This window comes from Streptomyces malaysiensis subsp. malaysiensis (genome assembly GCF_040653035.1).
GTDB lineage: Bacteria > Actinomycetota > Actinomycetes > Streptomycetales > Streptomycetaceae > Streptomyces > Streptomyces malaysiensis.
In genome coordinates, this window is the sequence record NZ_JBEZNG010000002.1 from 211,406 (window position 1) to 226,273 (window position 14,868).

The following is a 14,868-nucleotide window of genomic DNA, read 5'->3' on the forward strand; positions in this document are numbered from 1 at the left end:
CAGCGTGACGGAAGATGAGGCGTGGTAGCACTCTCCGTCACGGATCATCGCCCACAGGACATTGAGGCGTCGGCGTGCGAGAGTCAGCAGGGCCTGCTTGTGGCCCCGGCTCACCACTTACGGAGGTCGTCCAACGCTCGGTGGAAGCCGGGAAAGGTCTTCTTCACGCATCCGGGATCGTCCAGGGTGATGCCGGGGGTACGCAGTCCGGTGACGCTGAAGGCCATGGCGATACGGTGGTCGCCGTGGCAGGCGATGTGTGCCGGGCGGGGCCGGGAGGGGTGGATCTCGATCCAGTCCCGTCCGATCTGGACCGGGACACCGAGGGCACGCAGGTTCTCGGCGCAGGCTTCGAGCCGGTCGCATTCCTTGATCCGGGTGTTGTAGACATCCTCGATCCGGACCGGCCCGTCGGCGAACGGTGCGATGGCGGCGAGCGTGGGCACGGCGTCGGAGATATCACGCATGTTCACGGTGATGCCGGCCAGCCGCCCGCCGTGAGCGCCCGTGACGGTCACGTGGTCCTCGGCCAGGGTGACCTGTGCTCCCATCCGGGCGAGCACCTGGGCGAAGCGCAGGTCGCCCTGGAGGCTGCGCGAGCCAAGCCCGGGGACGGTGACGCGACGCCCGGTGAGCGCGGCCGCCGCCAGGAAGTAGCCGGCGGTGGAGGCGTCCGGCTCGATCGCGTAGTCGATGGCCGGGTAGGGCTGAGCGGGCACGGTGAAGGTGTCCCCGTCGCGGTGCACACGCACCCCGAAGCTCTCCATCATCGCCACGGTGATGTCCACGTACGGCGCGGACACCAGGTCGGTCACGGTGATGGCGAGCCCCTGCTCGGTGAGCGGGCCGACCAGCAGCAGTGCGGTGAGGAACTGGGACGACAGCCCGGCGTCCAGCGTGACGTGCCCTCCCTTGATCCCGTCGGCACGCACGGTCAGCGGGTGGTGGCCCTCCCGCTCCTCGTGGATGACGGTGACGCCGAGGGAACGCAGTGCCCGGGTGAGTGGGCCGAGGGGGCGGCGGCGCATCTGGGCGGACGCGTCGAAGCGGAAGACGCCGTGGCCGGCGGCGGCCAGGACGGGGAGGAATCGCGCGGTGGTGGCACCGTCGCGGCAGAAGACCGACGCCTCCTCGGCTACCGGTCCCCGCGCGCGGCCCTCGACGCTCCACCGGTCCTGCGTGCGCTCCAGCCGGTAGCCGAGCCGGGCAAGGCCCTCGGCGAATCCCACGGTGTCGTCCGAGACCAGCGGTCTGTGCAGCACCGTCGTTCCTCGGGCGGCGGCCGCCAGGAACAGCGCGCGTGCGGTGATGGACTTCGACCCCGGGGCGTCCTGGAACCGAAAGCCGCCCTCGGAAAGGGGTCCGCCATCCCCGCGCCGCGGCCCCTCGTTCTGCGGCGAGGAGAGTTCGATGTTCATGCCTTGCAACTGGTCCTTCCCACACTGGGTGGCTCGTCGGCCGACCGCCGGGCGGCGGAGTTCGCCGCTGTCGGGTTCCGCGTTGAGGTCCGCGCCGACAAGCGGCGGCAGTTCGCTCTCGACGGACTCGAGGTGTCTCACGATCGTGCGGTACGGCCGCGGCCGGTCGGCGATCACTCGCCGGTGCCATGCGATCTTCACGTTGCCCCACAGGCCGGCCGACAGGATGGGCAGCCGCCCGAGCGCGGTTTCCACGACCGCGGTACAGCCACCGCGGTGCATCGTCTCGTCGGGTATCTCCACGGCATGCGTCTCGCTGATCGGATGGCGTGACAACACGGCCGCCTCGGCCCGCGGCGTCACCTGATCGTTTCCTCCCGCTGCCCGTCGTGCATCAGCCCGCGGCCCGCGTCGGACCAGCCGTGGCGTCGCTGTCCGGGTCGAAGGGGACGCCGAGTGCCGTTGGTGACGACCATCCGCTCAAGGTCCGGTGGTTGCGGAAAGCACCGGGCGACGAACCGTGCCGCGGCGGCCTGGTGCGGTGCAGGATCGGGTTGAAGACATCGGGCACCTTGGGCGGCAGGGTTCCCGTCATGAACGCCGGTGAGTCGGCGTCGCGGCGATCGTCGAAGTTGTACCGCGCCGGGCGGTGGGGCGAGTGCATGGGGTGTCCCAGTCGTCGAGGATCTTCAGCGTGGTGCTCAGATCGCCGCGTGGTCGGCGCTCACCGGCGAACGGCGCGGCTCGCTCGGAGCGCGCCCGCGCGGGATGACGCCGCCGTACCTGCCCTAAGAAAGGTTGCCGAGCACGTCCTTCAGGTCGACCGCGATGGCCGTGTGCGGTGCGGACCGCAAGTGTTCGCGGTCGTGCGCTCCGCCGAGGACGCCGATGACATGTCCGGCTCCGGCGCCTGTACCGGCGAGCAGGTCGTTGACCGTGTCACCGGCGACGAGGACGCGCTGGACCGCGTCGACACGGAGCTGGATGACCGCGGAGAGGATCAGGTCGGGATAGGGGCGGCCACGGAGTGTTCCGGACTGGGCGACGGTGAGGTCGACCATGTCCCGCCAGCCGAGGGTTTCGAGGAGTGCGTCCTGGACCGCGGCGTCGAATCCGGTCATGAGGCAGGTCTTGATTCCGCGTTCGTGCAGGCCGGCGAGGACGTCCTCGGCCCCGTCCTTGGCGGTCAGTTCACCCGCCAGCACCGCGTTCAGCATGAGGTCGATGAAGGCACGGTGCGCTTCGGCGGCCTTGTGGCGATCGGGCGCCAGGCGGTTGAACATGTCGGTCTTCGCCATGCCGCGCAGGGGGCGGAGCGTTTCCGGGGCGATCGCGTCGAGGCCGGCGAGGGACAGGGCCTCGTCCACGGCCCGTTCAACGGTGCCGTTGTCCGCGATGGTGGTACCGGCCATGTCGAGGACGGCCAGGTCTATCGCTCGGGAGGCGTCTTGGTGGGGCACAGGTGTTCCTTCTACAGAGAGTGTTCGATCGTGATGTCGGCCATCACATCGAGTGCTTTGGTGGACGCCTTGGGGCGGCGGACCGCGATGCCGACGAAGAGCGCGTCGACGATGCCCAGATGGGCGAGGCGGCTTGCCATGGCTTCGAGCCGGAAGCCGTACTCGGGGCCTCCCGCGATCAGCGCGGCGTCCGCGACGCGGGTCAGGGGAGAGTTGGTGAAGCTGGTGATGGCGACGGTGAAGGCACCCGCCGCCCGGGCCGCCTCGGCGGCCAGCAGCGACTCGCGGCTGGCACCGGTGTGGCTGATGACCAGGCATACACACGAGTCGTCGAGATGCCGTGCCGCGAGATGCTGGGCCATCACGTCGGTGGGGTACGTCGTCACGAGGCCGAGCGCGGACAACCGGTAGGCGGCGTCGTGGGCCGGCGCCGCGGAGGTGCCGTTCCCGACGACGAGGACGCGGCCGGCCACCGCCATGCGGTCGATGGCGAGGGACAGCAGCTCGGGGTCGACGGTCCGTACCGCATCGACCAGGGCCCGGCCGCTCCGGCGCAGGATGCGATCCAGGATCTCGCCGGCCGAGGTCCGGCTGTCGATCCCCTCCTCGTGGGCGAGCTCCTGCTCCTGCTCACCCCGCTGGGCGAGATCGCGGGTGATGGCGAGCTTGACGTCTTGGTAGCCCCGGTACCCGATGCGTTGGCAGGCCCGGACGGCTGAGGACTGGGCGACGCCCGCCTTCTGGGCCAGCTCGGTGACCGAGCCGCGCACGACCGCTTCGGGGTCACTGAGGACCAGCTCGATGAACCGCTTGTCCGTCGCGCCCAGGCTGGGCAGCGCGGCTTGAGCACGGGTGACGAACTCGCCGCTCACCAGGGATGACTCGGCTGCAACCATGAGACCTCATCTCGCCGCGCGAACACAGATCGACTGTCGATGCGGGCAGGAGACTAGCACGGATTGGATAATCCATCCCGTGTTTCAGGATGAGCTGGATAGTTCATCCTTCGGTAACCGCAGCTTGGTTCGCACGCCATCCGGGCCTTTGAGCCTGGCACCGCCAGCACAGGCCGGCAGCAGTTCACACGGCCCCCGAGCTGGACGGCCACACAGCGCGGCGCGCCCCGCAGTGGCCCCTGAGGAAGGAGAGAACGATTCCTGCCACACCACTCACCCTGATCGCGGTCATCGACGGCCTCCGGCCAGCCGCTCTGAGTGCCTCCACCACCCCGTTCCTGTCGCGATTGGCTGACGAGGGCTGCTCCTACGACCACGCCGTCGCCGCCTTCCCCGCGTTGACCCGCACCAACGCCGCGACGCTGGCGACGGGGTGCCACCCCGGACGTACGGGGGTCTTCGGAAATCGGGTGTGGCATCCCGAGCTGGGTCACCTCAACACGGCAGTCGCCGATGACGTGCGCCGATTGCGTGGCGCCGGGGCCATGCCGCAGGCGTCCGTCGCGGAGCGGCTCAGCAGGTCCGGCCGCAGCACCGTGGTCGTCGGCAACGGCTCGGCCGGCTGCACCTACCTGCTCAATCCCGGCAGCGACGCCGGACACGGAGCCAGAATCGCCTCGGTCGGTCCCGAGCACGAGGTCCACCGCTGCGTTCCCTCCAATGTCAGGGCCGCGATCGAGGAGCTGGGGCCACGCCCCGCGTCCGACGACGAGGCGCTGGAGTGGGCAGTCGCCGCGGGGGTGGTCTCGATCACGACGCGCGCTCCCGATCTGCTGATCTTCTGGTCCGGACAACCCGACACCGCGCACCACGCCACCGGGTTGACGTCGACGACCAGCACCGAGGCGATTCGACGAACCGACCGGGCCGTTCGCACCCTGCACACCGCCGTGCTCGATACGGGCCGGGAGTGCAATCTGATCCTCACCGCCGACCACGGTTTCTGCGAGACGATCGAGTCGCCGGAGCTGACCGGGACACTGGACCGGATCGCCGAACGCTCCGGCCTGCCCCCGAACGGATTCGTGCCCACGTTCAACAGCGGCGCCGTCTTCGGCTACTTCGAGCCCGGCACGGCACCGCGCCTACGGGCCGACATGACAGCCCGGATCGTCCAAGAACCCTGGGCGGGACCCGTCTTCTGCGCGGACGCCCACTGTCCCGACGGCGCGTTCCCGCTGTCGCTGGCCGTGAGCGGAGACTCACCGTTCACGCCAGACCTGGTCATCACCATGCGAACCGAATCGGCCGACCAGTGCGGGCCCGCGGACCCGCCGGCCCGTGCCCTGCACGCACGGGCCGACGGAACCCAGCCGTACAGCGGCGTGCACGGCACCGTCCACCCGGCTGACATGCGCATTCCGCTGATCCTGCATGGGCCGGCCTTCAAGACCCGCACCCGGCGCGACGAGCCCGCGGGACCGGCCGACATCGCCGCCACCGCGTACACGCTCGTCACCGGAGCACCGCTCGACGACGTCGACGGCCGTGTGCTGAACGAGTCGCTGCGCGATGTCACCGACGCCCCCGGACTTCTCGTCGAAGAACGCACGATCCGGCGCGGCGACGCGTCCGTCAGCGTGCGCCGGACCGGGAGCCATTCCTACCTGGTGGGCGGTGTGTCGGGCCAGCGGACGCCGCCCGAGCACCGCGATCCCGCGCAGGGCCTCGCCGAACCGGCCGCCTCCGGGCGGCAGGCCGACTCGGGAAACGAGGAATAGGCCCGTGGTCACCCTGTCGCCGACCGCCACACTGCGCCAACGCGCCGCGAAGCTACGCCGTGAGGGCGTCGATGTCTTCGACTTCTCGGCGGGCGAACTCGACCTGCCGACGCCCGCCCACATCGTGCACGCGGCCATCGACGCCGCGTCCGAACCGGAGAACCACCACTACGGACCGACCGGCGGAGATGACGACCTGCGTCAGGCGATCGCCGACCGGCTCACCCCACCGGCCACGGCTCCCCTCGACGGATCGAGGGTGCTGGTCACCAACGGTGCGAAGCAGGCCCTGTTCAACACGTTCATGACGCTGCTCCAGCCGGGCGACGAGGTGCTGATCCCGGCGCCGTACTGGGTGACCTTCCCCTCCTCGGTCCGGCTCGCGGGCGGCCGTCCGGTGGTCGTCCAGCCGTCCACCGGTGCGCTGAAGGTGACCTCGGACGACGTTGAGGCGGCCCGGACGCCGTCGACCCGGGCGCTGGTGCTGTGCTCGCCGAACAACCCCACCGGCCTGGTCTACGACCGGTCGGAGCTCGGCGCCCTCCTGGCCTGGGCGGCCGAGCACGGCGTCTGGATCGTGTCGGACGAGACCTATGTCGACCTCGGCTTCCGGCCCGTCCCGGCGCCGAGCCGGGTCGCTCCGGCGATCACCGACCGGCTCGTCACGGTCGGCAGTGTCTCCAAGTCCTTCGCCATGACCGGCTGGCGGGTGGGCTGGATGTCCGCCCCCAAGCACGTCATCGACGCCGCGACCGCCGTCCAGTCCCACACCACCTCCAACGTCGGCCGCATAGCGCAGGCAGCCGCACTCGCCGCGCTCACCGGGCCGGACGTCACCGCCGGCTTCCGCGCGACCCTCCGCGAGCGGCTGAGTCTGTGCGCATCCGTCCTGGAACCTCTCGGCCTGTTCCAGACGCCCCCCGACGGCGCGTTCTACGTCTTCCCCGACATCCGCCGGTTCCACCCCGACGACCTCGCGGTGGCGGACCGGCTCCTGAGCGCCGGCGTCGTCACCGTGCCGGGCACGTCATTCGGCGCGCCAGGACACGTACGGCTGAGCTTCGCCGTCGAGGAGGCACAACTGCGCCACGGACTACAGATCATGGCCGACGTCCTGGGCGACTGGGACGACTGACCAACCGGGCCGCCCCTCGGCCTTCGCACCGGCACCCCTGGTTTGCGCGACCGCCGGGACAGCCATCATCCGCGCGCACCACGCACTCATCAGGCCCTTGTCGCGGACCACGCCCGCCCCGGTCTTCTTCCGGCGGCTCACCGACCTCTCCATCACCCGGGCCACCTCATCTCAAGGAAGCAGCCCCTCATGACCTCACTCATCGCCTCCGACCACAACCCCGACGACCTGCGCCGCCGGGAGAGTCCCGTCTTCATGAGCGGCAACCTGCCGCCCGACGTACCGGAGGTGTTCGACGCACGGTACGGTGCGGCCCTCGACTCCGCGCTCTCCCGTCGGTCGCCGTCCCGTCTGATCGGCGCACACCAGTACCGCGGCTCCGACCGTGACCGGGCCGCAGGTGCCGCGTTCACCGGCCGGCGCCTGGGGACGACGCCGACCCCGGAGCGGGTCGTCGTGGCCAACGGCACCCAGAGCATCCTCATCCAGCTGCTCTCGGGACTGGTTCCCCGCGGCGGGCTGCTCGCCGTCGAGGGCCTGACCTACCCGACGATCCGCACCTTCGTCCAGACCCTCGGCATCGACGTCGCTCCCGTGGCGATGGACGGCGAGGGGATCGATCCGGAGGCGTTCGAGCGGGTCTGCCGGACCCGGCGGCCCGCCGCCCTGTACACCATGCCGACGTTGCAGAACCCCACCACCGTCACCATGAGCACCGACCGCCGCCGCGCGATCGCCGACGTCTGCCGCAGGTACGACGTGTCCGTGATCGAAGACGACATCTACAGCCTCCTCCCCACGGACGCGCCCCCGCCGCTGTCGGCGTACCTGCCGGAACTGTCCTGGTACGTGCTCGGCACCGCCAAGAGCATCGCCGCCGGGCTGAAGGTCGCCTACGTCGTCGCGCCGGACGAGGAGTCCGCCAAGGCCCGGTTCTGGCCCGGCGTCCGCAGCACCTACTGGATGGTCGCGCCGATCAACGCCGCCGTGATGAGCAGCCTCGTCGAGGACGACGGGGCCACCGCGATCATCGACGCGGTCCGGGACGAGATCCGCGCCCGCCACGAACTGGTGACGGACGCGCTCGCCGGGATCGACCACCGCGCGACACCCGAGTCGCTGCACGTCTGGCTGCCCCTGTCCGCGGACCGTACCGCCGCGGAGCTCGCGGCGGGCGCGCTCGCCGCGGGTGCCTCCATCGGCACCAGCGACACCTTCTACTTCGGCACCGGCACCGCCCCCGAGGCGGTCCGGTTCGGCGTCGGCGCGCCTCCCGACCGCGCCGCCCTGGAGCGCGGCCTCACCGCCGTCCGCCACGCCTACCACCGCTGATCACCAAGGAGACCCGAAAGATGCCCAAGGTACTCACCGACGCACAGGTCGAGGACTACCGGACCGACGGCTACGTATGCCCGATCCGCGCTTTCGACGCCGACGCCGCGGTCGGCTACCGCGACCGGATGGACCAGTTGGAGGCCGACCACCCCGGCCTGTGGGCGCGTGCCAAGGTCAAGCCGCACCTCCTCATGACGTGGCTCAACGAGCTCATGCGCGAGCCATGGATCCTCGACGCCGTCGAGGACGTGCTCGGTCCCGACATCCTGGCCTGGGCGACCGGCCATTTCGACAAGAAGCCCCACGACCCGGGGTTCCTCGCCTGGCACCAGGACGCCACCTACTGGGGACTGTCCGAGCCCAGCGTCGTCACCGCCTGGGTGGCGCTGACCCCGAGCAACCGGCGAAACGGCTGCCTGCGTGTCGTCCCCGGAACCCACACCGACGGCCAGCTGCGGCACACCGACACCTTCGCCGCCGACAACATGGCCAGCCGCGGTCAGGAGATCACGGTCGATGTCGACGAGGCGGCCGCCGCCGACCTCCAGCTACAGCCCGGCGAGTTCTCACTGCATCACACGATGCTGGTGCACGGCTCTTCGCCGAACACATCGGACGTGCGGCGTTGCGGGATCACCATCCGGTACGTCGCCGCCCACGTCCGGCAGACCACCGGCTTCCAGGACAGCGCCACGCTGGTCCGCGGCACCGACCGCCACGGGCACTTCCGCCCGGAACCGCGGCCAAGCACGGACTTCGACCCGGCCGCGTCCGCCTTCTACGACGAGATCGTCGGCGAGGCCGAGCGGCGCAAGGCGGCCATCGCCGCGCAGTCCGGCTCGCCGAGGAGCGAACGATGACCCGCGCACCCACCCGGATCTTCACCGACGTCGACCTGGACTCCGACGGCGAGGCGCACGGCTACCTGCGGCTGCCGCTCGCCGTGCACAGCACATCGGATGGCGACGCCGGCTACGGCTACACGGGCATCCCGATCGTGTCGCTGCGCAACGGCGACGGTCCCACCGCGCTGCTCATGGCCGGCAACCACGGCAACGAGTACGAGGGCCAGGTGGTGGTGATGCGGCTGCTGCAACGGCTGCGAGCCGCCGACATCACCGGCCAGGTCATCATCCTGCCGGCGGCCAACGCACCCGCGGTGGCGGCGGACCAGCGGACTTCCCCGCTCGACGGCGGCAATCTGAACCGCAACTTCCCGGGCCGGCCCGACGGCCAGCCCACGGAGATGATCGCCCACTTCATCGAAAGCCACATCCTGCCCCGCGCGCAGTTCGTCTTCGATCTGCACTCGGGCGGCAAATCCATCGAGTACCTTCCGGTCGCCGTCGTCGCGCGGTCGGACGACCCGGACAGGTTCGCCCGCTCCCTGGACATGCTGCGGGCGTTCGGCATGCCCACCTCGATGATCATCGACCATTCCACCGGGGGTGACGCCGCGCTGATCGGCGCCTGCCGGCGCGCGGGCGTGTTCCATCTGTCCACGGAGCTGGGCGGTGGCGCGTCGGTCGGCCGCGAGGAGGTCCGGCTCGCCGAGCACGGTGTGCTGCGCCTGCTGCATCACATCGGCCTGTTGCGTAGGCCGCTCACCACCGAACCGCCCGCCACGACGACGATGCTGCACCGGACACCGGCCCATGAGTACGTCTACGCCGCTTCCACCGAACGCGGCCTGTTCGAGCCTCTGGTGTCACTGGGCGAACGGGTCCACAGCGGTCAGGTCGTCGGGCTGATCCGCCACACCACCGCACCGTGGCGGGAGCCGGATCCGGTGGTGTCCACCCGTGACGGCGTCGTCCTCGCACGGCGCATCCCCGCGCGCACGGGCCTCGGGGACTGCGTCTTCGTACTGGGCCGACCTTGGGAAGACGGTGCGTGACATGCAGCTGAAATCACCGGCGGGGACCACCCGCCGGACCGCGCCCTCGGCGCTCGCCGACGACACCGCGGCGCCGACACCGTCGGCGGTACGGGTATCCGCGGCGACCAAGCGGTTCGACCGCTCCGAGACCGACGCCCTCAGCCACGTCGACCTCACCGTGCCCGCCGGATCCATCACGGTGCTGCTCGGGCCGAGCGGCTGCGGCAAGACCACCTTGCTGCGCTGCGTCGCCGGTCTTGAGACGCTCACATCCGGCCGGATCGAGATCGGCGAGACCGATGTCACCGACATCTCCGCCGAGGACCGCGGTGTGGCGATGGCCTTCCAGAACTACGCCCTGTACCCGAACAAGACGGTCCTCGGCAATATCGAGTTCCCGCTGCGGATGCGGCGGGTCGACCGGGCGACCCGCCGCGAACGCGCCCTGCGGGCCGCCGAACTGATGCGTCTCGACGGGCTGCTCGACCGCAAGCCGAGCGAGCTGTCCGGCGGGCAGCGGCAGCGGGTCGGCATCGGCCGTGCCCTGGTCCGCGACCCCGCGGTGCTGGTCATGGACGAGCCCTTCTCGAACCTCGACGCTGCCCTGCGGGACACCATGCGCGCCGAACTCGTCACGCTCCAGCGCCGCCTGGGCATGACGGTCGTGTTCGTCACCCACGATCAGGTCGAGGCCCTGGCCCTCGCGGACCAGTTGGTCGTCATGCGTGCGGGCCGCATCGAACAGGCCGGACCCCCCGAGGACGTCTACCGGACCCCGGCGACGACCTTCGTGGCCACCTTCCTCGACGGGATGAACACCTTCGACGCCGAAGGCCCGTTCGCCACAGGATCGATGCCCGGGGCCGCCACCGTCGGCTGCCGGACGGACCACCTGAGAATCGGCACGGGCGACGGGGACGACATCGATCTGCGCGGCCAGGTCCTCATGGCCGAACTACGCGGACGCGACCGCCTCGTCCACCTCGACATCGACGGCCGGCGCGCCCGGATGCGGGTACCGGCGGACACCCGGCCGAGCGGGGAGCTCGCGCTGCACGTGCGGCGGTCCGATCTGCACCACTTCACCGCCGACGGGGTGCGTTGCCCATGACCGCACTGCTCGACGCCTCCGTACCGCGGCGCCTTCGGACACCACGGCGGTATGTACCGGCGCTCCTGGTGACACCGGCCGCGACCTTCCTCATGGTGTTCTTCATCGTGCCGCTGAGCACGGTGATGGCGCTGACCCTGTTCGACTACCAACCGCTCACGCGCTCCATCCGCTTCGTCGGGCTGCGCAACTGGGATCGCATCCTGACCTCCCCCGAACTACAACAGGCCACGCTCAACACCCTGTTGTACGCCATGCTGACGGTGCCGGTGATCGTGGGCCTCAGCCTGCTCGCGGCGCTCGGCATCCATGCCCTGCCACGCTGGGGCGGACTGTGGCGCACGGTGTATTTCCTGCCGACGATCGCGACGATGGCGGCGATGTCGGTGGTGTGGCGCCGGCTGTTCTACCCCGGCACGGGACTGGTCGACTCCACCATCGGGCGGCTGACCGGCGCCACCGACTGGCTCCACTCCACCACGCTGGCGCTGCCGGCCATCGCCGTGATCGGCAGTTGGGCGGGCATCGGCTCGTCGATGGTGATGTTCCTCGCCGGGCTGTCCAGTGTGCCGCGGCATCTGCACGAGGCCGGCCGGCTGGACGGCGCCGGTCCCTGGCACAGGTTCTGGCACATCACCTGGCCGGCGCTCGGACCGTCGACCATGTTCGCCCTGATCATCGCCACCCGCGACGCGCTCCGTGTCTTCGACCAAGTGCATGTGATGACCGACGGCGGACCGCTGGGGGCGACCGAGACCCTGGCGGACCTGCAATGGCGGTACGGCGTCAGCTATCTCGACATCGGCAGCGGCTCGATCGTCAACACCGTCCTCCTCGGCCTCGTGCTCGTCACGGTCGCCGCGCAGTACCTCGCCGGCGGACGCCGGCTTGAGCGGGCGGGTGCGCGATGAACACCACGATTCGGCGCCGCGTCGGTGTCCACACGGCGGTCGCGGCCGGTGGCGTGATCATGCTCGGGCCCCTGGTACTGATGGTCGCGGGCACGTTCCTCGTGGGCAACCCGCTGAACGGGGACCTGACGCCGCACCTCACCCTGGACCATGTCCGCGACGCCTGGGCCGCGCTGGACTGGCCGCGCGTGTACGGCACCAGCGTGCTGGTGACCGGGGCGATCTTCCTCGCACAGGTGGTGACCTCGCTGCCGGTCGCCTACGCGCTGGCGCGCTGGGAGTTCCGCGGCCGAAGGCTGACGTTCAAGCTGGTCCTGATCTGTCTGGTCATTCCGGTCCAGGTGACCGGGATCCCGATCTACTTCCTGCTGTCGGGCCTCGGTCTGCTCGACGGCTACCTGGCCCTGATCCTGCCGAGCGTCGGCAGCGGGTTCTGCATCTATCTGTTCCGCCAGTTCATCCTCGCCATTCCGGTGAGCCTGTTCGACGCCGCCCGGCTGGACGGCGTCGGGCCGGTGGCGATGCTGTGGCGGGTGGTACTGCCGCACGTCCGTCCCGCCCTGGTCGCCGCCGGTGTGTTCAGCGTCGTCTCGCACTGGAACGACCTGTACTGGCCGTCGGTCGTCCTGACCACCGACCGCGCCGCGACCGTCCCGTACGCGGTTGCCGGGGTCTCCGGACCGGAGAGCACCGTGCCGCTGAACGTGCAACTGGCGATCGCCGCGCTGGCGGCACTGCCGCTGCTCATCTGCTTCCTCCTGATCCAGCGGCACCTCGTCCGCGGACTCGTCCTCACCGCCGACGGCGAATAGCCGTGGTCCGTATTCCGTACCCACGCAAGGACAGCACAGCCATGACCAGCATCGTCTCCCGACGGGCACTGCTGCTGGCCGCGGGTGCCGCCGCGGTCACCACCGCCTGCGGCCGCGACACATCCGGCACCTTGCGGTTCCTCGTCCCGAGCGGCGTCCGCGCGCAGGCCGCGGGTGCCGCGCTCGGCAAGGACTTCACCCGGCGCACCGGCGTCTCCTTCGAGATCCAGCTCAGTGGCGGCGGCGGCAACTGGTCGGACGTCGACGGCCGGCTGGCCACCGCGTTCGCCGCCGGTACTCCGCCGACCATGGCCCTGGTGGGCGCCAATGCCGTCCTCACCTATGCCGCGGCCGGCCTGCTGCAACCCCTCGAACCCCTGATGTCGGAGGGCGGTTTCCGACCGGACGACTACATCAAGCCGTTCCGACGGGTGAACCGCTACGACGGGCACACGGTCGCCGCCCTCTACAGCCTCGGCACGATGGTGTTCTCGTACAACGCGGATGCCTTCCGCAAGGCCGGGCTCGACCCGGACCGGCCGCCGACCACCTGGAGCGAGATGCGGTCCGCCGCGGCGGCCCTGGTGGGTCGGCGGGCCGCGCGTTACGGGGCGCTGCACTCCTACAACGCGGACTCCAACTGGACGTTCGAGAACTTCATCGGCTGGGCCGGCGGCTCCCTGATGGACACACGGCGACGGCGTACCACGTTCGCCGACCGCCCCGGTTTCGACGTGCTCACCTACTGGCGCGGGCTGATCACCGACAAGCTCAGCACCCCGACGACCACGCTGGAGATGGACGACGCGTTCCTCCGCGGCGACGCGGCGATGGTCTTCGGCCCATCCACCAAGCCGGTGCGCTACGCCAAGGAGGCGTCGTTCGACTGCCGGACGGCCATGGTGCCGATCCCGGACGGCGGCACCCGGCGGCTGCCACCGGGCGGAGGATCGCTGGTGATCTTCACCAAGGACAAGCGGGAACAGCGGGCCGCCTGGCAGATCATCCAGGCCCTCATCAGCGCCCCCGGGCAGACCGAGCTGTGCACGAACACCGGCGAGATCCCCGTCAACGTGCGGGCCACCGGCGCCCGGTACCTCGGCCCGGTCATCAAGGAACAGCCGTACCGCCGGCCGGCGCTCGACTCCGTCCCGGACCTCGCGCAACGCTTCCAGTTCCCCGGCCTGCGGGCCGTTCAGATCAACGACCTGCTACAGCAGAACATCTACGCCGCCCTCACGGGCGCGAAGGAACCACGACAGGCGCTCAACGACGCGGCGCGCCGGGCCGAATCCCTCCTCCCCTGAACCGATCCTGCCCACTCTCCCCCCGGTAAAGAGATCACCACCGTGCCGATATGCCCTGCCCGAAAACCGCCGGCACCCGGACCGGACGAAGCCGCCCGGCCCACCTCGCAGGTGCCCGCGGCCCCGACCACAGTGGAGGACTGAGATGTCCGACCGACCCGAGGTCGACTGGACGACGGTGCCCTACCGGGGCCTCGGCGACAGGACGCGGCCCGAACCCGTGGACCTGGCGACGGTCGTGGCAGGACTGCCCGACGGCCTGCGGGACCGGCTCGCCGAGCGGGCGGACCGGCTCGGCTACATCAACGGGTTCCTCGCCGTGGCCCTGCACCATCCGGGCGCCGTCCTGGCACTGCTGGACATGACGGAACAGCTGAAGGCCGCGCTGGATCCCGAGCACGTGCTGATCGTGGCCCTCGCCACGCACCAGGCGCTCGGCAACGAGTACGAACGTGCCCAGTACCTGGACGTGGCCCGCGCGCACGGCATGAGCGAGGCGTGGATCGGAGCGGCTCAAGGCCGCGCCGTCGGCGGCCTCACCGCGGCCGAGGAAGCGGTGCGCCGGCTGACACTCGCCGTGGTGTTCGCGGCGCCGCCGACACCCGCCCTGACCGCGGCCGGAGCCCACCTCGACGACCGCGGTCTGGTCGCGATCATCCACCTGGCCGCCCGCTTCGTCACCACCTCACGCATCAGCCACGCCCTGAGCCTGCGACCGATGACCGGGCCGTCCCCCACGGCCCACGACGATCCGCTGGGGACCGCGGCCGCCCCGGCCGAATAGCCAACCTGTTTTATCCCCGGCGTCAACCCTTTACTTCCG

The 14,868-nt window shown here is 70.6% G+C and carries 13 protein-coding genes and 1 pseudogene; 10 read left to right on the plus strand and 4 right to left on the minus strand.

Annotation, left to right across the window (positions count from 1 at the left end; genetic code table 11):
• Positions 1-110: 110 nt before the first annotated feature.
• The 4 genes and pseudogenes from aroA to AB0E24_RS05160 form a co-directional block, all read right to left on the minus strand.
• A pseudogene (gene aroA / locus AB0E24_RS05145) lies at positions 111-1,331 on the minus strand (3-phosphoshikimate 1-carboxyvinyltransferase); the annotation flags it as partial.
• 481 nt (positions 1,332-1,812) lie between these two features.
• Complete coding sequence (locus AB0E24_RS05150) at positions 1,813-2,082, minus strand: hypothetical protein (RefSeq protein ID WP_093706747.1); 270 nt, start codon at positions 2,080-2,082, stop codon at positions 1,813-1,815.
• A 124-nt stretch (positions 2,083-2,206) separates the two neighbouring features.
• A complete protein-coding gene (locus tag AB0E24_RS05155; RefSeq protein ID WP_359374966.1) occupies positions 2,207-2,878 on the minus strand; it encodes an HAD family hydrolase in 672 nt (223 codons plus the stop codon).
• Between the two features lie 11 nt (positions 2,879-2,889).
• Positions 2,890-3,774 (minus strand): MurR/RpiR family transcriptional regulator, encoded by an 885-nt coding sequence (locus AB0E24_RS05160; RefSeq protein ID WP_079255832.1) that lies wholly within the window; start codon positions 3,772-3,774, stop codon positions 2,890-2,892.
• A gap of 290 nt (positions 3,775-4,064) precedes the next feature.
• Between AB0E24_RS05160 and AB0E24_RS05165 the strand changes: the two genes are divergently transcribed.
• The 10 genes from AB0E24_RS05165 to AB0E24_RS05210 all read left to right on the plus strand — a co-directional run bounded on the left by AB0E24_RS05165 (position 4,065) and on the right by AB0E24_RS05210 (position 14,829).
• Complete coding sequence (locus AB0E24_RS05165; protein ID WP_359375256.1) at positions 4,065-5,555, plus strand: alkaline phosphatase family protein; 1,491 nt, start codon at positions 4,065-4,067, stop codon at positions 5,553-5,555.
• Between the two features lie 4 nt (positions 5,556-5,559).
• Positions 5,560-6,690 carry a pyridoxal phosphate-dependent aminotransferase gene (locus tag AB0E24_RS05170; RefSeq protein ID WP_359374967.1) on the plus strand — a complete coding sequence of 377 codons (1,131 nt, stop codon included), beginning with the start codon at positions 5,560-5,562 and terminating at the stop codon, positions 6,688-6,690.
• Between the two features lie 189 nt (positions 6,691-6,879).
• A complete protein-coding gene (locus tag AB0E24_RS05175; protein WP_359374968.1) occupies positions 6,880-8,022 on the plus strand; it encodes an aminotransferase-like domain-containing protein in 1,143 nt (380 codons plus the stop codon).
• Positions 8,023-8,042: 20 nt separating this feature from the next.
• On the plus strand, positions 8,043-8,885 hold the full coding sequence (locus tag AB0E24_RS05180; RefSeq protein WP_359374969.1) for a phytanoyl-CoA dioxygenase family protein: 843 nt from the start codon (positions 8,043-8,045) through the stop codon (positions 8,883-8,885).
• On the plus strand, positions 8,882-9,922 hold the full coding sequence (locus AB0E24_RS05185) for a succinylglutamate desuccinylase/aspartoacylase family protein (RefSeq protein ID WP_069869456.1): 1,041 nt from the start codon (positions 8,882-8,884) through the stop codon (positions 9,920-9,922). Before AB0E24_RS05180 ends, AB0E24_RS05185 begins: the two co-directional genes overlap by 4 nt.
• 1 nt (position 9,923) lies before the next feature.
• A complete protein-coding gene (locus AB0E24_RS05190) occupies positions 9,924-11,015 on the plus strand; it encodes an ABC transporter ATP-binding protein (RefSeq protein ID WP_359374970.1) in 1,092 nt (363 codons plus the stop codon).
• The gene (locus AB0E24_RS05195; protein WP_069869454.1) at positions 11,012-11,926 is read left to right on the plus strand and encodes a carbohydrate ABC transporter permease; all 915 of its coding nucleotides are present in this window, start codon (positions 11,012-11,014) and stop codon (positions 11,924-11,926) included. The genes AB0E24_RS05190 and AB0E24_RS05195 overlap by 4 nt, the downstream gene beginning before the upstream one ends.
• On the plus strand, positions 11,923-12,738 hold the full coding sequence (locus AB0E24_RS05200) for a carbohydrate ABC transporter permease (RefSeq protein WP_359374971.1): 816 nt from the start codon (positions 11,923-11,925) through the stop codon (positions 12,736-12,738). Before AB0E24_RS05195 ends, AB0E24_RS05200 begins: the two co-directional genes overlap by 4 nt.
• Before the next feature lie 41 nt (positions 12,739-12,779).
• Positions 12,780-14,045: an ABC transporter substrate-binding protein gene (locus AB0E24_RS05205; protein ID WP_359374972.1), complete on the plus strand. Its 1,266-nt coding sequence runs from the start codon at positions 12,780-12,782 to the stop codon at positions 14,043-14,045.
• A gap of 145 nt (positions 14,046-14,190) precedes the next feature.
• Positions 14,191-14,829 carry a carboxymuconolactone decarboxylase family protein gene (locus tag AB0E24_RS05210; protein WP_359374973.1) on the plus strand — a complete coding sequence of 213 codons (639 nt, stop codon included), beginning with the start codon at positions 14,191-14,193 and terminating at the stop codon, positions 14,827-14,829.
• Positions 14,830-14,868 lie beyond the last annotated feature (39 nt).

Coding starts and splice junctions, on each gene's coding strand:
- AB0E24_RS05150 (WP_093706747.1), bottom strand. CDS start 2,082: ATGCACTCGCCCCACCGCCCGGCGCGGTACAACTTCGACGATCGCCGC.
- AB0E24_RS05160 (WP_079255832.1), bottom strand. CDS start 3,774: ATGGTTGCAGCCGAGTCATCCCTGGTGAGCGGCGAGTTCGTCACCCGT.
- AB0E24_RS05175 (WP_359374968.1), top strand. CDS start 6,880: ATGACCTCACTCATCGCCTCCGACCACAACCCCGACGACCTGCGCCGC.
- AB0E24_RS05180 (WP_359374969.1), top strand. CDS start 8,043: ATGCCCAAGGTACTCACCGACGCACAGGTCGAGGACTACCGGACCGAC.
- AB0E24_RS05185 (WP_069869456.1), top strand. CDS start 8,882: ATGACCCGCGCACCCACCCGGATCTTCACCGACGTCGACCTGGACTCC.
- AB0E24_RS05190 (WP_359374970.1), top strand. CDS start 9,924: ATGCAGCTGAAATCACCGGCGGGGACCACCCGCCGGACCGCGCCCTCG.
- AB0E24_RS05195 (WP_069869454.1), top strand. CDS start 11,012: ATGACCGCACTGCTCGACGCCTCCGTACCGCGGCGCCTTCGGACACCA.
- AB0E24_RS05200 (WP_359374971.1), top strand. CDS start 11,923: ATGAACACCACGATTCGGCGCCGCGTCGGTGTCCACACGGCGGTCGCG.
- AB0E24_RS05205 (WP_359374972.1), top strand. CDS start 12,780: ATGACCAGCATCGTCTCCCGACGGGCACTGCTGCTGGCCGCGGGTGCC.
- AB0E24_RS05210 (WP_359374973.1), top strand. CDS start 14,191: ATGTCCGACCGACCCGAGGTCGACTGGACGACGGTGCCCTACCGGGGC.